The 16,748-nt window shown below is 48.5% G+C and carries 15 protein-coding genes; 10 read left to right on the top strand and 5 right to left on the bottom strand.

What is annotated here, in order from left to right:
- Positions 1-16 precede the first annotated feature (16 nt).
- Positions 17-1,027, top strand: a complete 1,011-nt coding sequence (locus EIZ37_RS13150) for an NAD(P)/FAD-dependent oxidoreductase (protein WP_134685069.1) — start codon at positions 17-19, stop codon at positions 1,025-1,027.
- 26 nt (positions 1,028-1,053) lie between these two features.
- Here the strand turns inward: EIZ37_RS13150 and EIZ37_RS13145 are convergent, their stop codons facing one another.
- Together EIZ37_RS13145 and EIZ37_RS13140 are read right to left on the bottom strand one after the other, a co-directional pair.
- A complete protein-coding gene (locus EIZ37_RS13145; protein WP_134685068.1) occupies positions 1,054-2,271 on the bottom strand; it encodes an MFS transporter in 1,218 nt (405 codons plus the stop codon).
- A gap of 235 nt (positions 2,272-2,506) precedes the next feature.
- Complete coding sequence (locus EIZ37_RS13140) at positions 2,507-3,286, bottom strand: hypothetical protein (RefSeq protein ID WP_134685067.1); 780 nt, start codon at positions 3,284-3,286, stop codon at positions 2,507-2,509.
- A 140-nt stretch (positions 3,287-3,426) separates the two neighbouring features.
- Here EIZ37_RS13140 and EIZ37_RS13135 point away from each other — a divergent pair, with 140 nt between their 5' ends.
- Together EIZ37_RS13135 and EIZ37_RS13130 are read left to right on the top strand one after the other, a co-directional pair.
- Positions 3,427-4,173, top strand: coding sequence for a gluconate 2-dehydrogenase subunit 3 family protein (locus EIZ37_RS13135; protein WP_134685066.1), 747 nt, complete (start codon positions 3,427-3,429; stop codon positions 4,171-4,173).
- Between the two features lie 9 nt (positions 4,174-4,182).
- Positions 4,183-5,913: a GMC family oxidoreductase gene (locus tag EIZ37_RS13130; protein WP_134685065.1), complete on the top strand. Its 1,731-nt coding sequence runs from the start codon at positions 4,183-4,185 to the stop codon at positions 5,911-5,913.
- Between the two features lie 38 nt (positions 5,914-5,951).
- On the opposite strand, the gene EIZ37_RS13125 is transcribed toward EIZ37_RS13130, so the two are convergent.
- From EIZ37_RS13125 to EIZ37_RS13115, 3 genes are all read right to left on the bottom strand, one after another.
- The gene (locus EIZ37_RS13125; protein WP_134685064.1) at positions 5,952-6,398 is read right to left on the bottom strand and encodes a hypothetical protein; all 447 of its coding nucleotides are present in this window, start codon (positions 6,396-6,398) and stop codon (positions 5,952-5,954) included.
- 252 nt (positions 6,399-6,650) lie between these two features.
- The gene (locus tag EIZ37_RS13120; RefSeq protein WP_134685063.1) at positions 6,651-7,040 is read right to left on the bottom strand and encodes a response regulator; all 390 of its coding nucleotides are present in this window, start codon (positions 7,038-7,040) and stop codon (positions 6,651-6,653) included.
- Between the two features lie 44 nt (positions 7,041-7,084).
- Entirely contained in the window at positions 7,085-8,827 is a 1,743-nt protein-coding gene (locus tag EIZ37_RS13115) for a sensor histidine kinase (RefSeq protein ID WP_167568839.1), read from the bottom strand.
- Positions 8,828-9,077: 250 nt separating this feature from the next.
- Here EIZ37_RS13115 and EIZ37_RS13110 point away from each other — a divergent pair, with 250 nt between their 5' ends.
- The 7 genes from EIZ37_RS13110 to EIZ37_RS13080 all read left to right on the top strand — a co-directional run bounded on the left by EIZ37_RS13110 (position 9,078) and on the right by EIZ37_RS13080 (position 16,717).
- Complete coding sequence (locus EIZ37_RS13110) at positions 9,078-10,079, top strand: hypothetical protein (RefSeq protein ID WP_134685061.1); 1,002 nt, start codon at positions 9,078-9,080, stop codon at positions 10,077-10,079.
- 57 nt (positions 10,080-10,136) lie between these two features.
- On the top strand, positions 10,137-12,914 hold the full coding sequence (locus EIZ37_RS13105; RefSeq protein WP_134685060.1) for a sigma 54-interacting transcriptional regulator: 2,778 nt from the start codon (positions 10,137-10,139) through the stop codon (positions 12,912-12,914).
- Positions 12,915-13,034: 120 nt separating this feature from the next.
- Positions 13,035-13,457 carry a PTS sugar transporter subunit IIA gene (locus tag EIZ37_RS13100; RefSeq protein WP_134685059.1) on the top strand — a complete coding sequence of 141 codons (423 nt, stop codon included), beginning with the start codon at positions 13,035-13,037 and terminating at the stop codon, positions 13,455-13,457.
- A gap of 19 nt (positions 13,458-13,476) precedes the next feature.
- Positions 13,477-13,947, top strand: coding sequence for a PTS sugar transporter subunit IIB (locus tag EIZ37_RS13095; RefSeq protein ID WP_134685058.1), 471 nt, complete (start codon positions 13,477-13,479; stop codon positions 13,945-13,947).
- Positions 13,948-13,975: 28 nt separating this feature from the next.
- Entirely contained in the window at positions 13,976-14,761 is a 786-nt protein-coding gene (locus EIZ37_RS13090) for a PTS mannose/fructose/sorbose/N-acetylgalactosamine transporter subunit IIC (RefSeq protein ID WP_134685057.1), read from the top strand.
- Positions 14,745-15,593, top strand: coding sequence for a PTS system mannose/fructose/sorbose family transporter subunit IID (locus tag EIZ37_RS13085; protein WP_134685172.1), 849 nt, complete (start codon positions 14,745-14,747; stop codon positions 15,591-15,593). Before EIZ37_RS13090 ends, EIZ37_RS13085 begins: the two co-directional genes overlap by 17 nt.
- A gap of 53 nt (positions 15,594-15,646) precedes the next feature.
- The gene (locus EIZ37_RS13080; RefSeq protein ID WP_134685056.1) at positions 15,647-16,717 is read left to right on the top strand and encodes an SIS domain-containing protein; all 1,071 of its coding nucleotides are present in this window, start codon (positions 15,647-15,649) and stop codon (positions 16,715-16,717) included.
- The last annotated feature ends 31 nt before the right edge of the window (positions 16,718-16,748 follow it).

Raw genomic sequence — 16,748 nt, 5'->3', positions numbered from 1 at the left:
GAGGGAGAGAATGCGGATGAATCACGATGATTTATATGATGTCACGATTATCGGAGCGGGACCTGTGGGGTTGTTCACAACCTTTTACAGCGGTATGCGAGACCTGAAAACCAAGCTGATCGACAACAATACCGAGCTCGGCGGGAAAATCACCATGTTCTATCCAGAGAAAACGATACGGGACATTGGCGGGATCCCGGGCATCACGGGAGCAAATTTAGTGAAACAGCTCATTCAGCAAGCCATGACCTTTCAGCCAACCGTTGTAACTGGTCAGCTCATCACGGGGTTACAAAGGCTTGAGGACGGCACATTTCTGTTGACGAGTGCAACCGGTGAAACCCACCATACGAAAACGATTATCCTGACGGTCGGATCCGGTATCTTCAAACCCATCAAGCTGGATCTCGACGGCGCGGATATGTATGAAAAAACGAATCTGCATTATTCCGTAGATGAGCTTGCCCGATTTGCAGGAAAGCGTGTGGTCATCTCGGGAGGTGGCAATTCCGCTGTGGACTGGGCGAATGAGCTGCTTCCGATTGCGAAAAGCGTCACCGTGGTCCATCGCAGGGATGATTTTGCCGGTCATGAACGACATGTTGCTGAAATGAGGGAAAAGGCGCAGCTGTTTACGCCATACAGCATGGTTGAATTGCATGGGGACGGGAAGCGAATTTCCCGCATTTCCATTCAGCATCTGGAGACAAAGGAATGCCATTCTCTCGAGGCGGATGAAGTGGTTGTAAATCACGGCATTCGCGGCGATTTTGGCGGGATCAACGGGTGGGGTCTCGAAATCGAGGACGAACGCTTTGTCGTCAATGGCGCGATGGAAACGAATATTCCTGGTATTTTTGCAGCAGGAGATGCGACGACCCACCCCAACAAATTGAAACTCATCGCAGGAGGCTTTACAGAGGGCCCGATTGCGCTAAACAGTGCCAAACGGTATCTCGATCCCGATGCGCAGCCGATGGCGATGTATTCGACCCATCATGAAAAGCTTGTGGAGACTGGCAAGTAAGCGAACGAAAAGGGCCAGGTATCTGCTTACCTGGCCTCTGCGATTTGCTCCTTTTGGGCAACTGCGCTTTCCTGTGTTTTATGGAACTTCATGAGCAATGCGACGATCAGCAAAGCCACACCATTGATGATGAATACGACGCGGATGGGGATTTGGCTGCCAAGCAGACCGCCGATAACTGGCCCAAGCATCGTCGCAAGCTGGGTAGCAGACTGATTGAGACTGAATGCCCGACCACGGAAATCAGGGTCGGTGACTTTGACGATCATCGCATTGATCGATGGGTAGACCGCTGCAAAGAACAAGCCGTAGAAAAAGCGAAGAATGCCGAAGCCATACAGATTGGTAAAAAAGTACTGCAGAAGATTCCCGATTCCACCGCCCAACAGACCCAAGAACAGGATTTTCGAGTATCCGATTTTACCGCCAAGTTTCCCCCAGCGTGGAGCAGCGATCACAGTCGCGATTCCCACTGCGGAAAAAATGATCCCCGAGCTTAAGGAAGCGTCCTGTTGGGAAGCGCCCAATTGCAAGACATAGACGGTCAAGAGAGGTTCCAGCAGCATGACGGACATGGTGGCCAGCATAGCTAGAGACAAAAGCTGCATTAATTGCCGATTGGCAAAAGCGGTACGCAGGTCTGCACGCACACTGGATTTGCTTCCGGTTCGATTGGTATTCAGCTCTTTCACGAAAAAGGTAGCGATTAGCGCAGCGATCAGCACGACGCCGGAGGAAAAGAGAAAAGCCTCCCTGTTTCCCCACAAATGGCTAACCACGCCCCCAATCAACGGACCGACGATGCCACCCGTGGCACCCGCTGTCGCCATGATTCCCAGCGCATAGCCGACATGCTTTTCCGGCGTGTTGGTCGCAACCAAAGCAATGGAAGCAGGGACAAAACCGGCGAGCAACCCCTGAAAAATTCGGAGCACAATAAACAGATATGGGTCCGTCACCAAGTAATTCAGAAAGTACAAGGCCGCCAGACTATAACCAGAACGGATGAGCATCGGTTTTCGGCCATACTTGTCAGCGAGGGAACCCCAGTACGGCGAGATCAAAGCGCTAGCCAGAAAAGTGATTCCAAACGATACGCCCGACCATACTTCGAGATGATCCGTAATTCCGAGGGACGTATGCAGGAAAATCGGTAAAAAAGGTATCGACATGGAGTAGGCCGAGCTGCAAAAAAACACACCGATCCATACAATGAAGAGATTTCTTTTCCAGGAAAAAGCCAATGTATACACAACCTTTACATGAGAAGCCGATTATTTTATGTAACTTCGATTCTATCATTCCTCTTCTTAATTTTTCTAATTGATAAATTACATAAATTTAATGAAAAATTCACATAAGCAGATTGAAACAATTGAAATATGAAAAGCAACAGAGGCTGGCCGACCAGCTTCTGTTGCTTTTTTTTAGAGAAGAGCTTCTCAGGTACTGCCAAAGAATTGTCGAAGCCCGGTTCGCTTATCGATTGGTAGTGGCCCTCACGTTTACTTCGCGAGCTTGCTTCATGATGTAGGCAATATCTGCAGATACATTGCTTTGGGTTTTGGCGGATTTCAAATTCGATTTGACGCGATTGATCGCCTCCAGCGCCTTTGGATCGTTGACTGTTAAGACCCGCACATTTCCACCAAAAATGCGGTGAACCTCCTGTGCTGCCATCTGGACGGAAGAAAGGCCTGTTGCATTTTTGGCGTGCATCGCATCCGAGCCCTGCTTGGATTGGACCTGGTTCCAGCCACGTGAGGTAGATCCGGAAGTGCCGTTCGTGCCTGTAAAGCCCGTGGGATTCATGGGCTCCGTAGCGGAGGTGCCGGAATATCCGGTTAGCAACTTGCTTTGCATGGCATCGTAATGGCTTCCGTCACGATGGTGCTTGTCCGATTCGCCCATAATGACTGTGTCGTCCAAGACCAGGACGGAGACCCCGTCTGTTCCTCCGTTTTTTAATACGGATTCCAGATTGGAGGAAATCCCGGCTGTATGAATGCTGGAGCTGCCGATCGTGCTCAACGTATTTGCTCCCATGCCGCTGTAAGTGCTTCCGTATTGGTTCGTGGAGAGGACTTTGGGTCCGTGCGCGCTGGGAATGATTGCGGCATCATGGACATTTCGATGATGGATCGGAGGAGCAGCACCTTGGGTATTCGCGGTTTGATCATTTTGAGCTTGATTGTTACAAGCAGTCAATCCGAAGGCAAGGGAAAAGATCGGGACAAGGAGGATGGTATTTTTTCGCATACGTTCGATCCCTCACAGTCTATAATTTGATTTTCCCTATTTTTACCGACCGTTTCCCAAAATATAGATGCATTTTTTTGGAAATCATAAGTTTAAGCATGGATGATTATGTACAAACAGGGAAATAGAGGTGATTCCTTATGGCAGAGCAAGACAACCAAGAAAAAACCTATTCTCGCCGAAAATTTTTGCAAAACACAGGGTTCGCCCTAGGAGGACTGATCGTTGGCGGCATAGCGGGAAGCTTGTTGAAGCCAGAACCCGAACAAGCCGCGCCGCCTCCAGCCGCCGATCAGCAACGAGATTTCAATCAAGCCTTTATGTTTTTTACCCAGGAACAGTTTCGGATTGTGGAAGCCGCGACGGAAAGGATTTTTCCCGGTGATGATCTCGGTCCTGGCGCAAAAGCATTAGGGGTAGCTTACTTTATTGACCACCAGCTGGCGGGAGACTATGGCTTTAATGCACGTGATTACATGCAGGGGCCATTCTTTCCCGGAGAAAAAGTACAAGGATACCAAGGCCGGTTACGTCGCAGGGAAATCTATACGATTGCGCTTCGGGAAATGCAGAACTACAGCATGGCGACCTACCAAAAAAATTTCGCCGACCTGACGCCAGAACAACAAGACGAGGTCTTGCGGGCGTTTGAGGAGGACAAGGTCAAGATCACGACGGTTTCCCCAAGCGGCTTTTTCAAGATGCTGGTCACCAATACGCTCGAAGGGGTATACGCCGATCCGTTATATGGAGGAAACCGAAATATGGATGGGTGGCGCCTGAAAAACTTTCCTGGCAATCAAATGAGCTACGTCAATGTAATCGAACAAGACGCTTTCCAAAAAATCGAACCGGCAAGCTTAAAAGATCATCTTTCCCATTCGTGAGGTGAAGACATGGCCAGAAAATTACCGAAAGTAGATGTTGTCATCGTAGGAGTAGGCTGGGGAGGAGGCATCATCGCCTCTGAGTTAACCAAAGCAGGGCTCAATGTGGTCGGCCTGGAAAGAGGGAAGGAACGGGTCACAGAAGATTACTATATGGTTCATGACGAGCTGCGCTATGCATTGCGTTATGAGCTGATGCAAGACCTTTCCAAGGAAACCATTACATTCCGCAGCAATGAAAAAATTCGTGCTTTGCCGATGCGGACATACGGTTCCTTTCTGCTGGGAGATGGAATCGGCGGAGCGGGTGTCCACTGGAACGGCTGGACATTCCGGTTCATGCCCTATGATTTCCAGATTCGTTCGCAGACGATTGAACGGTATGGTGAAAAGAAAATTCCTCCGGGGATGACCATTCAAGACTGGGGCATTACCTATGATGAGCTGGAGCCATACTTTGACAAATTCGAGCAGATGGCGGGGATTTCGGGGGAAGACAATCCATTGGCCGAGCAAATGAAGGCGAAGCGGTCGAATAAGTACCCGACGCCGCCGATGAAGCATTCACCAGCCATGCGGTTATTTACGGAAGCAGCCCAAAAATTGAATCTGCATCCATACACGATCCCATCAGCGAATCTGTCTGCTCCATACACCAATCCGGATGGAATCGCGCGTGCCGCCTGTCAATATTGCGGATTTTGCGAGCGATTTGGTTGTGAATACGGAGCGAAAGCGGATCCGGTGGTAACGGTGATTCCTGTAGCGCTCAAAACAGGGAAATTCCAAATCCGTACATACTCCAATGTCCGTCGCATCCTGCATACGGGAGGAAGAGCAACCGGTGTCCTGTATGTGGACGTGACTACCGGCGAGGAAATTGAACAGCCCGCAGATATCGTGGTGTTGACCAGCTATGTATTCAACAATACGCGTCTGCTGCTTCTCTCCAAGCTCGGACGCCCCTATGATCCGAGGACGGGAAAAGGCGTAATCGGCAAGAACTATGCATATCAAGTGCAAAAAGGACAAGCGACCGGCTTCTTTGAGAACAAGGAGTTTAATGTGTTCGCAGGAGCCGGTTCGCTGGGGATGTATGTGGATGACTTCAATGGGGACAACTTCGATCACTCCGACGTCAACTTTCTCCACGGCGGTGGAATCAATATTCTCCAGCTGGGAAAACGGCCCATCCAAAACAACCCGGTTCCAAAAGGCACGCCGACTTGGGGAAAGGAATTCAAAGCAGCGTCAATCAAGTATTATACGCGTGCACTGACAGTAGGCACCCAAGGGGCAAGCCTGCCTTACCAGCACCATTATCTCGATCTCGATCCTACTTACAAGGATGCCTTTGGCGATCCGCTTATGCGGATTACCTTCGATTTTGAAGAACAGGATCGAGAGCTGTCCAGATATCTGGCGACAAAAAGCGAAGAGATCATGAAGGAAATGGGAGCTGACAAGGTAGAAGCGTCAAAAGAACTGGGTCCCTACGATATCACACCTTACCAGTCCACGCATAATACAGGCGGGGTGATAATGGGAGGAAGCCCGGATACCTCAGCCGTCAATAACTATTTGCAGATGTGGGATGCCGAAAATGTCTTTGTCGTGGGGGCCTCCGCCTTTGCGCACAACAGCGGGTACAATCCGACAGGTACCGTAGGAGCATTGGCTTATCGTGCAGCAGAAGGCATTTTGAAATACCATCAGGCAGGTGGAGGGTTGCTTGTCTAGATCAGGAACGGACAGCCGGACGAATATCCGGCTGTTTTTCATGTTTTCAGCTTGTCTGCGAGAATCCGCGTGATCGATGCAAGCAGAATAAGCAAGCATAACGAGTGAAAATAACTGAGCGGAGGATGGTGGGAAAGTTCCAGTAGAAACAAAATGAGCTCTAAAAAAGTAGAAAGGATCATCGACACAATAATGACAGCAATATAAAAGAAGGTTGGCGTAACAAACAGTTGATACAGAATCATAAAGATAACCGGGAGCAGGCCCAAATGGATGGGGAACGTAAAGAATGAAGAAAGCTTGCTGAGATTTCCCAGCAAGACCTGTTGTTCAAAGGATTGCAGAATCATCAGGATCAGTGCCCAGAGCAGGCCGTAATTAAAAATCTCATGGATGCGTTCTCGATCCATGACCTTAAAACCGAAAAACCATAGCAGGGAAAAAGCAAATGTTGACAGAAACCATTTCCATACATCAATACCCATGGTTCCCTCCAACCATTATTTTTTGAAGGGGAAGGACAGTTATCTTTCCAACACAAATATATGTCCCAACCTGTGAGCAATATTCACGATGTCATGGAGAAAGTACACGGTATGATGCGGGCGTTAGACAGGAGGATGCGCCAAGCCCTTGGCAGAGAGCAGCGCCATGATGAAAATGAAAGGTGGCATGTCCTCCTTTACCGAAAAAAGCAGGAAGCCTTCCTGCTGGCTTCCTGCTTCTTGGCAAACGATTTATTTGTTTGTTTCTTTGATTCTAGCAGCTGCTTTGTGCAAAGCTTTCTCGATATCGGGTAAGTCATACGGCTTCGTGATGATATCGACGAGCTTGATTTCGCTGCATAGCTTCTCAAGATCGGGATCAAGAGAGCCAGTAACAAATATGACAAATGGGTAATCTCCTTTTTCCTGCAATGACCGGATGGAGGAGACGCCGTCGGATTTATCCAGGTGGATATCTACGAGGATTAAATCAGGTCGATGAATGAGATATTCGGAGATCATCTGTTGGCCGGAAGAGACCGCAGAGACAACCGACCATTTGGCTCGGGTGCAAAAATCGACGAGCATTCTCCTTTGAATATCATGGTCTTCTGCGATTAATACCTTGTATGGCTGCTCCATAAGCTTCCTCGCTTTCTAGATGGTCATCCACTGATGAGGGGAGACTAGACCGGAATGGTCACTTGAAATTCGATTTGCTGTTCTTTGCTGATGTCGCAAGCCACCGTTCCTTTATACATGCCTGCCAAGCTTTGAATGATGGCCAGACCAAGACCGGAGTGCTTCCCATCTTCACTGGGTTTCGTGCTGTAGCCCGACTGGAAAAAGAGCTGTACTTCTTCTTGGGAAATGGCTTTTGCGCATACGTTAGAAACCGAAATATGCACTTCATCCTCGTTGGTATATCCCTTAAGCACGACCTTTCGTTCCTGTTCAGGCAGCTTCATGACCTCATGAAATGCATTATCGATCAGATTGCTGATGATCCTGACGATGTCCAATGTTTTCACACCGAGCGATCCATCTTTAAAACCAATCAGCTCGTGTTCAAAATGGATTTTGTTGCGCGAAGCTTCGACGATTTTTGCCGTGACAATCGCTGCTATGGCCGGGTTTCCAATACGTACGATGTCATTCACTTGCGAGACATGGCCGGTCAGGTCCTCGGTATATTGCAGCAATTCCTCTCTTGTGCCGTACGTCGCCAAATAATGAATGGTATTCACGTGGTTGATCAGGTCATGGCGCTGCCCCCGAATCATCGTAAACATATTATCCAAGTTATTCAGGTAGATTTCTTGCGCCGTCTGGACAGCGGCATCCTTCGATCGGGTAAACCACCGCTGCAGCACGAACAAGATGATGATGCTGGATAACGTGCCGACGAAAATGATCATGATCGTACGGACCAACTGCTGGTCGAGTGTTTCCTGAATCGCGCCGTAGTCCATGACAACGCTGATTACATAGGGATAGGTTTCGGATTTTACCGGAATAAAGCTTTTTAAAATATCCTTGTTGTTCACATGAATCCGCGTCGTCACGATTTTATCCGTTTCAAACGCCCGCCTCACATTTGCGTGGTCCTGACCATCCTTGTAAAAGTAGCTGCCAAAATAAATCGGGCGGTCCGGGAAAGGCGATACATCGTTGTTATTTTGCTTGATGACAACAGGTGCTTTGCCGAATGTTTTCGGATTAAATCCGGAAATCTCCAAGACATCCGGGATATTGGCAATCGTTTCTTGAATGAGCTTGTCATGGCCCATGATGGCTTGGAATTCGGTTAAAAAATAATCCCGAACGTATGGATTGATGATATAGTCGGTCGTATTGTCATGGTAATAGCCGAATTTATTCAATTTGGAAGGATCGGAGGAGGTTACATCCATGGGACCCGACCAAAAGTGTGTCAATTTATACCCCTGTGGGATGGTGACTTTTCCGTCCCTCAGCAATTGGTCAAAAGCAGTGTACCAATAATCGAACTCCAGGGAAGACAGGTTTCGCTCTTTTTCATTGGTTGAGCGCAAGCCTTTGATGTCTTCTTTCCGATTGGGCAGATCCTCACCGGATCGTTTGAACAACGTAATATGAGAGATTTCTAATTCATCCCTGATTTTCATCAATTGTTCATTTGTCACATTTTCGAGTTTCGGATCCAGCTGGAGCTTGGTCGCGATTGCTGCCAACCGCATTTGTCTCGCTAACAGCTGTTCGGCATACTGCGATTTCCGCTGCGAATCCTTGATGTAGCTTTCGATTTGGCTCGCAATCGTTTCTGTTTGATTGGTCAGATTATCAATCAATATATTTTTGGTAGAGATGTAGTAGGTCACGTTATTCAACAGCAGTACACATGCAACAACGATGACGGTGATGACAGAGGCTTTGGTACGAAACGACAACAAAAACATTCCTTTCTTATGAGGGCGAAACCGAAAATTCATAGATCGCTGCGTCAAGTTTTCGAATTCATGATAGCGGATGAGATGAAAAGACATTTCACTCTTCAGTTTACCTTATCTCCATGATTGCTGCAAAGTGAATGTCTTACAAAATCATGGAGATTCAGACAAGCGAATCTTTTTTTGTTAGACTAAAAGTAGTTACCTAATCGACAAGTATGAGAAAAGAATGCGGCAGAAGGTGAACAGCATGAGAAGCGTAAAAGAAGTGGACGGTGTCACGTATATTACGGTGGGAGAGATAGGTCGTCGGATCGAACGCACGGCATCCGTGATCAAGACATGGTACCAATGGGCGCATCTGTTTCCGGAAAAGGCTGCCGAGCGACCTGCGTTGCCGCAGACGTTTTCAGCTTTAGACGCCAAAGGAACCCTGTTTTTTCGGGAGGAAGATACTCCATTGCTGCTAGCTTTTCGTGATGCGATCCAATACGGCGATATGGCGATGATCAATCAAGCCAAGTGGGGAAAGCGTGGAGAAGCTGGCAAACAAGAAACAGAAGCAGCTGTTACGGTGGAATCACTGACGGCACATCCAACAGCAACATTGAGCTCCAAAGAAATTTTAAAACAGATCGTAGAGAACAGCATGCATATTTTTTACGGACAGGTAGCAAACGGGCGGGTACAAATTGAAAATGAAGCATCGATGCAGCTGCAGATCGGCTATATCATGCGAACACTGGGTGAGCTATATCAGTTTTCTCCGGAGCAAACCTTTACCATTCGCTTGGAAACCCGTTTTGACCATGATACCAACCTGACAAAGAGCAATTCCCGCCGAGCGAAAATCGACATCGTGCTGGAGCTTACCGACGCGGATGAGACCGAGTCGTGCGCCATCGAATTGAAATATTTCCAAAAGGCATATGGCGCAGAGCCGAATCATCGGTATTCGATTTTTGCAGATATCAGCAACCTAGAGCAATACATCCAATCGGGCAGGTTTTCTTTCGGTGTGTTCATCTGCGGCACGGATCATCTGCACTATGTGCAGCATGGAGCGTATTCCGCAAAGGCAAAAGACTTTGACGCACGTCACGGATCTGTCTATCACGCGGGTACAGAGCTTATTTACCACTCCGATGAAGGGGCGAAGACCACATTTCCGCCCATTACTCTTCAAAAGGATCACCGCTTTGCATGGACACAGACGGGAAATTTGTATTTCATGACCCATGTGATCGAGTAATTTGAATTTCGAATAAAAGCCATGCCTGCATCCAGCATGAACCGAGGTGAGGACTGCATGTTAAAAGAAGAGCTGCTCGCATATTTGGACCGAGAGACACAAGATTTTGACTGGGATCATCCTTCCGAAAATTTCACAGCATATCAGATTTCCGCAGTTTTCCAAGTGAAGCGGAACACGGTAAGCCATTATTTGAACCAGTTGGTGGAAGAGGGGAAGGTCATCAAGATCAATACGCGGCCAGTCTATTTTTTGAGCAGGCGGATCTTCGAACAGACCGCCTTTGCCGTTTCCTCTACCGTATTTAGCGGGCTGCAGCAGCTGCGGGAAAGCGAGCCGCAGAAGAGCGGACCAGAGGATCTCTTTTCCAAGCTGATCGGAGCAGACGGAAGCCTGCGGAAATCCATCGAACAGATCAAGACCTCCATCTATTATCCCGATGGCGGCTTACCGATGATGCTGCATGGCCCTACGGGGGTAGGGAAAAGCTATACCGCTTATCTGATTCATCTGTATTGCGTCGCTGTCGGGATCCTCCCGCAGCATGCGCCGTTTATCAGTTTCAATTGCGCCCAGTACGCCAATAATCCAGAGCTCTTGTCCAGCAATCTATTTGGTTATGTCAAAGGGGCTTTTACGGGAGCTGATACGACAAAGAAAGGGATGCTGGAGGCAGCAGACGGGGGCATTCTCTTCCTTGATGAAGTCCATCGGTTGAACCAAGAGGGACAAGAGAAGCTATTTACCTTCCTCGATCAGGGGGTCTTTCGGCGGATGGGGGAAAGCGAAGGCGGGCATAAAGCCAGTGTACGGCTTATTTTCGCCACCACGGAGGATTTGGAATCAACCTTTTTGGAAACGTTTTTACGGAGAATTCCCATCCGGGTCATGATCCCGGGTCTTGATGAACGCGGAGAAAAAGAGAAGAAGCAGTTTATCTATCAATTTTTGATGGATGAAGCGAAAAAGCTTGGCATACCTCTTCGTGTAACCAGCCGGGCGCTCGATTCCTTAACGAGATATTCGTATGCCGGCAATTTGGGGGAGCTTAAGAACACCATCAAGTACGTCGCAGCATCTGCTTATAGCAAGAACAAATCGGCCGGGGAAGTTACGGTCACCTTGCATGATTTGCCAGACGTTATCTTGGAGGAAACGAAGCACCAGCATGAGGGGAAATTCAGGCAGGAGGAAGACATTCTGATCAGCCCGCATACGACGCTGGAGGTATTGTACGAGTCCAGCATGTCCCGTCTGGCGATGATTAAAAAAGCCTATGAAAACATCCTGGGCATCTATCAAAACGCTCTGGCAAAGCGGTTTGACGGCGCAGCCCTGGAGCAATCCATCTTTAATGAGATACCCGCCTTAATCGACAAATTGATTTTTGATTCCTCGGACGAACACGCAGGGGTCATGATGGAAGTGACAACCGTCAGCGTGCAAGAAATCATACGGTACCTTGAAAACGCGAATAGTGTCAAGTTTAACGGAAACAGCGTTTTTGCGATGGCTCATTTCCTTTACCACAAAGGACAATCAGATATTCGCTGGACCACGGAACAGGAAACCGTCATGAAAAAGCTGGCCGGATACATTGAGCAGCACTGCAAATTGGAGCAAAGGCTCGTCCAGCAATTTGTGCGCTTGATCGAAAGCAAGCTGGATGCCAAGCTGTATCCCATGGATGAGATCTTTCTGGCCTTCTACCTGCGCAGCATGGCCATCGAGCGCACGAATCAGCAAGTCAAGGCGCTCATCGTCGCGCATGGATATGCGACCGCCAGCAGCATTGCCAATGTCGCCAATCGTTTGCTGAATAGCAATATATTCGAGGCGTTCGATATGCCCCTTGATGTCTCGATCGATGAAATCGTGACCAGGGTATTGAACTATATCGAAAACAATGACGTTTCCAAAGGTCTGGTGATTCTCGTTGATATGGGATCGCTGAAAGAAATCGATTCCCAGATCAACAAGTATTTGCGGGGGCCGGTTGCGATCATCAATAATGTATCGACACAGATGGCTCTGCTTGTCGGCGACATGTTAAGCAAAGATCTGTATGTGGAAGATATTGTAGAAAAGCTGCAAAAGGCGAATCATACTGAATACAAAATCATATATCCGGAAAAAGAAAAGGAACGCGTCATCCTGGCCACTTGTCTGAGTGGAATGGGCACAGCCAAGCAGATTCAAAGGCTGTTCGAATCCAGTATCCCAGAGGATTTGCATGTGAAAGTCATTGCTCATGATTATGACCGCTTGAAAAGGCAAGGAACGGAAGAAGCGGTGTTCCGCATGTACGACGTGATCGCGGTGATTGGCACTGCAGATCCGGGACTGGAGCAGATCCCTTACATATCGTTGGAAGGAGTCATTTCCGGCCAAGGCGAGGCGCAAATGCGCAAAGCGTTCCGCAAGATGATGACAGAAGACAGAATCGCTGAAATCAATAACAATCTCGTGCGCAATTTCTCCTTGGAGCGTGTGATCGAATCGATTACCATCCTCGATACGAATAAAATCTTGAGTCACGTTGAGGAATGCCTGACCAAGCTGGAAATGCTCATGAATAAACGATTGACCAACGATAAAAAGGTCGCCTTGTATGTACATGTCAGCTGTATGGTCGAGCGGCTCATCAGACAAGCGCCCATCGAAAATTATCCAAATCTCGACGAATTTGCACAGTGTCAAAAAGAAATGATTATTTTGATCCGGAAAGCCTTTAGTGTCATAGAAGAGATTTATAATGTCAAAATGAATGTAGCTGAAATTGGATACATTTATGATTATCTGGTTGCTCCGTCCAGTTATCATGCGGATTTCTGAAAAGTGAGAGGAAACAAAAAGAGCGCGCCACTAGTTTGGCACGCTCTTTGCAATTAAGCAGGTGTGTGAGAGAAAAAAGCGCTTTCACAATCCACCAGGAAGGGAGGGAGAACCTTTTTCATGAGACAATTTGTATTTGCATCACACGGTTTCTTTGCAGAGGGGATTCGACACGCATTGGAGCTGATCATTGGCAAACGTACGAACATTTCCACGATATGTGCGTATGTGGAACAAGGTGTCGAGCTTAAAAGTCAGATTCAAGAAGTGCTGGAACGAACGGTGCCGCATGAATTGATCGTGATTACCGACTTGTTTGGCGGAAGCGTGAATAATGAATTCATGAACTTGGTGGCAGAGAACCCTCGCATTCATCTCATTGCGGGATTGAATCTGCCGCTGCTGATCGATTTGGTGACGATGAGCGATACGCAAGAGAACACGGAGGCGCTGATTGAAGATGCACTGAAGAATGCCAAAGCATCCATGCAGTATTGCAACCTCACCATGCAAAAAACCAAAGCGGAAGATGAAGATTTTTAACCAGGAAAGGATGTCTTGCATGATCAAACTTCTACGCGTCGATCATCGTTTGCTGCACGGACAAGTTGCCTTTAGCTGGACGCAGTTTCTAGGCGCAGACTGTATACTGATCGCCAATGACGATGTAGCCGTGAATGAGTTGCGCAAAACGACGATCAAGCTGGCCAAACCACAAGGTGTCAAGCTGGTCATCAAGAATATTGCGGACTCGATCGAAGCGCTCAACAGCGGCGTAACCGATTCGTACAAACTGTTCATCGTGGTGGAATCCGTGGCCGACGCAGAAAAACTTGTAAGCGGATACAAAGAGATCAAGCAGGTGAATCTCGGCGGGATCAAGGCGAAAGAAGGAGCGCGGAATATCTCCAAGGCTGTCAATCTGCTGCCGAAGGAGGAAGTCCTCGTTCGAAAGATGGTGGATCAAGGGGTCGAAGTCGAGATCCGCATCGTACCGGGAGATAAAAAAATATACGCAAAAGATGTGCTGTGAAGACCAACTTTTCTTGGGGGTGTAAATCATGCTTACAGCGTTATTGTTAGGTTTGGTTGCATTCGTGGCCCAATCCGAATATGCGCTCGGCACAAGCCTGATATCCAGGCCGATCGTTACCGGTTTGCTGACCGGCTTGGTGCTGGGAGATGTCACGACAGGTGTCATCATGGGCGCAACGCTGGAATTGGCGTTCATCGGTTCGTTTTCAGTCGGGGCTGCCATTCCTCCCGATGTCGTCACAGGCGGCGTACTGGGTGTGGCCTTCGCGATTTCCTCGGGGGCAGGCCCCGAAACAGCCTTGCTGCTGGGATTGCCCATCGCTACGTTGACCTTGATCCTGAAAAATATTTACCTTGGCCTCTTTATCCCTTATTTGTCTCATCGAGCGGATCGCTATGCGGAAGATGCCAATACGCGGGGCATTGAAGCGATGCATCTGATCAGCGGTATCGGTCTTTCTCTCATGCTCGGACTGATCGTAGCCATTTCCTTCTACGTCGGAAGCGATACGATCAAAGGTTTGCTTGATGCCATTCCGGAGTTTATCAAAACAGGGCTGAAAGTGGCGACGGGCATCTTGCCTGCACTCGGGTTTGCGATGCTGGCTCGTCTTTTGTTCAACAAACAGGTAGCGCCATATTTCTTCCTGGGCTTTTTGATCGTGGCGTATATGGGCGTTTCCGTTACGGGAATCGCATTGCTCGGTGCCATTGTAGCGGTGATCATGGTCAACTTGTTACAGACCAAGCAGGCGCAAGCAACGACAGGACCAGAAGGAGTGGGTAGACATGACGATGACGAAGACTTCTAATCAAGGTTCAGCACCCCGAGACGAACAGGATACGTCCATTCATCAAAAGGATCTCAATCGAGTCTTCTGGCGTTCCTTTCAAATGGAATTTTCCTGGAATTACGAAAGGCAGATGAATTTAGCCTATACGTACGCCATGATTCCGATTCTCAAAAAGCTCTACAAACGCAAAGAAGATCTGTCGTCAGCCTTGAAACGCCATCTGGAATTTTTCAACACGACCCCGCATATCGCGACGCTGATGCTCGGGATATCCACAGCGATGGAAAAGCAAAATGCGGATGACCCGGAGTTTGATTCAGCTACGATCAACAACGTGAAAGCTTCGCTGATGGGCCCGCTGGCCGGTCTGGGCGATTCCTTTTATTGGGGCACCCTCCGCTTAATCGCCACGGGCATCGGGACCTCTCTCGCTTTGCAAGGAAATATCCTGGGGCCGATCCTGTTTTTGCTCGTCTTTAATGTGCCGCATATTTTTCTCCGCTATCTCTTTACGAAGTTTGGCTACAAGCTTGGGACGGGCTTCCTGTACCGATTGCAGCAAAATGGGATGATGGGCAATCTGACGCTGGGCGCCGCAATTTTGGGTTTGATGGTGATCGGCGGCATGAGCGCTTCCATGATCTCGATCAATGTACCGCTTACACTCGGCAGCGGGGAAGGAGCAACCAAGGTACAGGATATGCTGAACAATATCATGCCAGGCTTGCTGCCGCTCAGCGCATTCGGAATCATCTACTGGCTGCTGAAGCGGGAAGTCAAACCGACGACGATCCTGGTCGGGATTGCCGTCGTGGGGATTTTAGGGGCATGGATCGGTGTGTTCGAATAACCAGGGAAACAGCTTTCGTGCGGAATGGATAGTCAAGAAAGGGTGTGATCGGGATGAAGGAAACCATGATGACTTATGTCGCGGAAGAATACGAGGTGTGCAAGTCGATAGTCAGCCAAGCTGATCCTCTCTTACGCTCATTTACAGCATTCATGTCTGAGCATAAGCCCAAGCAGTGGCTGATTCTCGCTACAGGCTCAAGTGCCAATGCAGCGTTAAGTGTGAAGTATTACATGGAAAAGGTGGCTGGCATCTCGATAGAAATCCAAGAGCCGTTTAACTTTGTTCATTATGAAAAAGTGAAGCCTTCTGTTGATCTGGTCCTGGCGATCTCGCAAAGCGGACACAGTTTTTCGACGATCGAGGCCATTAAGAAAGTTCAAAAAGAGGGAAAGGTGCCTTCCATCGCCTTGACAGCCAATTTGGACAGCCCCATTACACAGCATGCAGATCAGGTCGTGGAAATCCAATGTGGAGTGGAAAAAGTTGGGTTTGTGACAAAAGGCTTTACGGCAACGGTATTGACCGCCATGTTGATGGGGGTAAAAGCGGGCATTGCTCTGGGCAACCTGGGGGAGGAAGAGGCGAAGCAAGAGATCACGAAGCTAGCCGCTTTGATCGAACAGATCCCGGGCATCATCGCGAAGACCGAGGCGTTTTATACAAAGCATGCTGCTGAATTGGTCGGGGGTGAGAGATTCGCCGCGATCGGATATGGTCCCACAGTCGGTACCGCGAAGGAATGCGAAACCAAATTCACAGAGACTGTTCGTGTGCCGACACATGGGTTTGAGCTGGAAGCTTATATGCACGGGCCATATCTGGAAGTTGATGACTCCCATATGCTCTTTTTCATTCAAACAGACAGTGTCTTGAAAGAACGCTCCGAGCGCCTGAAGCAATATATGCTGCCCTACACTTCGCACTGCTTTACGATCAGCCAATCTGCCGCTGCAGATGACAAGACGCTTGGATTGGATATCGCCATGGATGAATGGATGAGTCCGCTGGTGATGGTCATTCCGTTCCAAATCCTTTCCTACCGAATCGCTACGGGAAAAGGAATCGATTTGGGAGTTCGGATTTTCGATGATTTCGACAAGGTGTTGAAAAGCAAGGTCTAATCATAGAAAAACAGGGACCTTGTGCATTCAT

Origin of the sequence: Brevibacillus migulae, assembly GCF_004521915.1 — a bacterium.
GTDB classification, from domain to species: domain Bacteria; phylum Bacillota; class Bacilli; order Brevibacillales; family Brevibacillaceae; genus Brevibacillus_F; species Brevibacillus_F migulae.
This window is presented reverse-complemented; position numbering and strand designations above follow the sequence as displayed.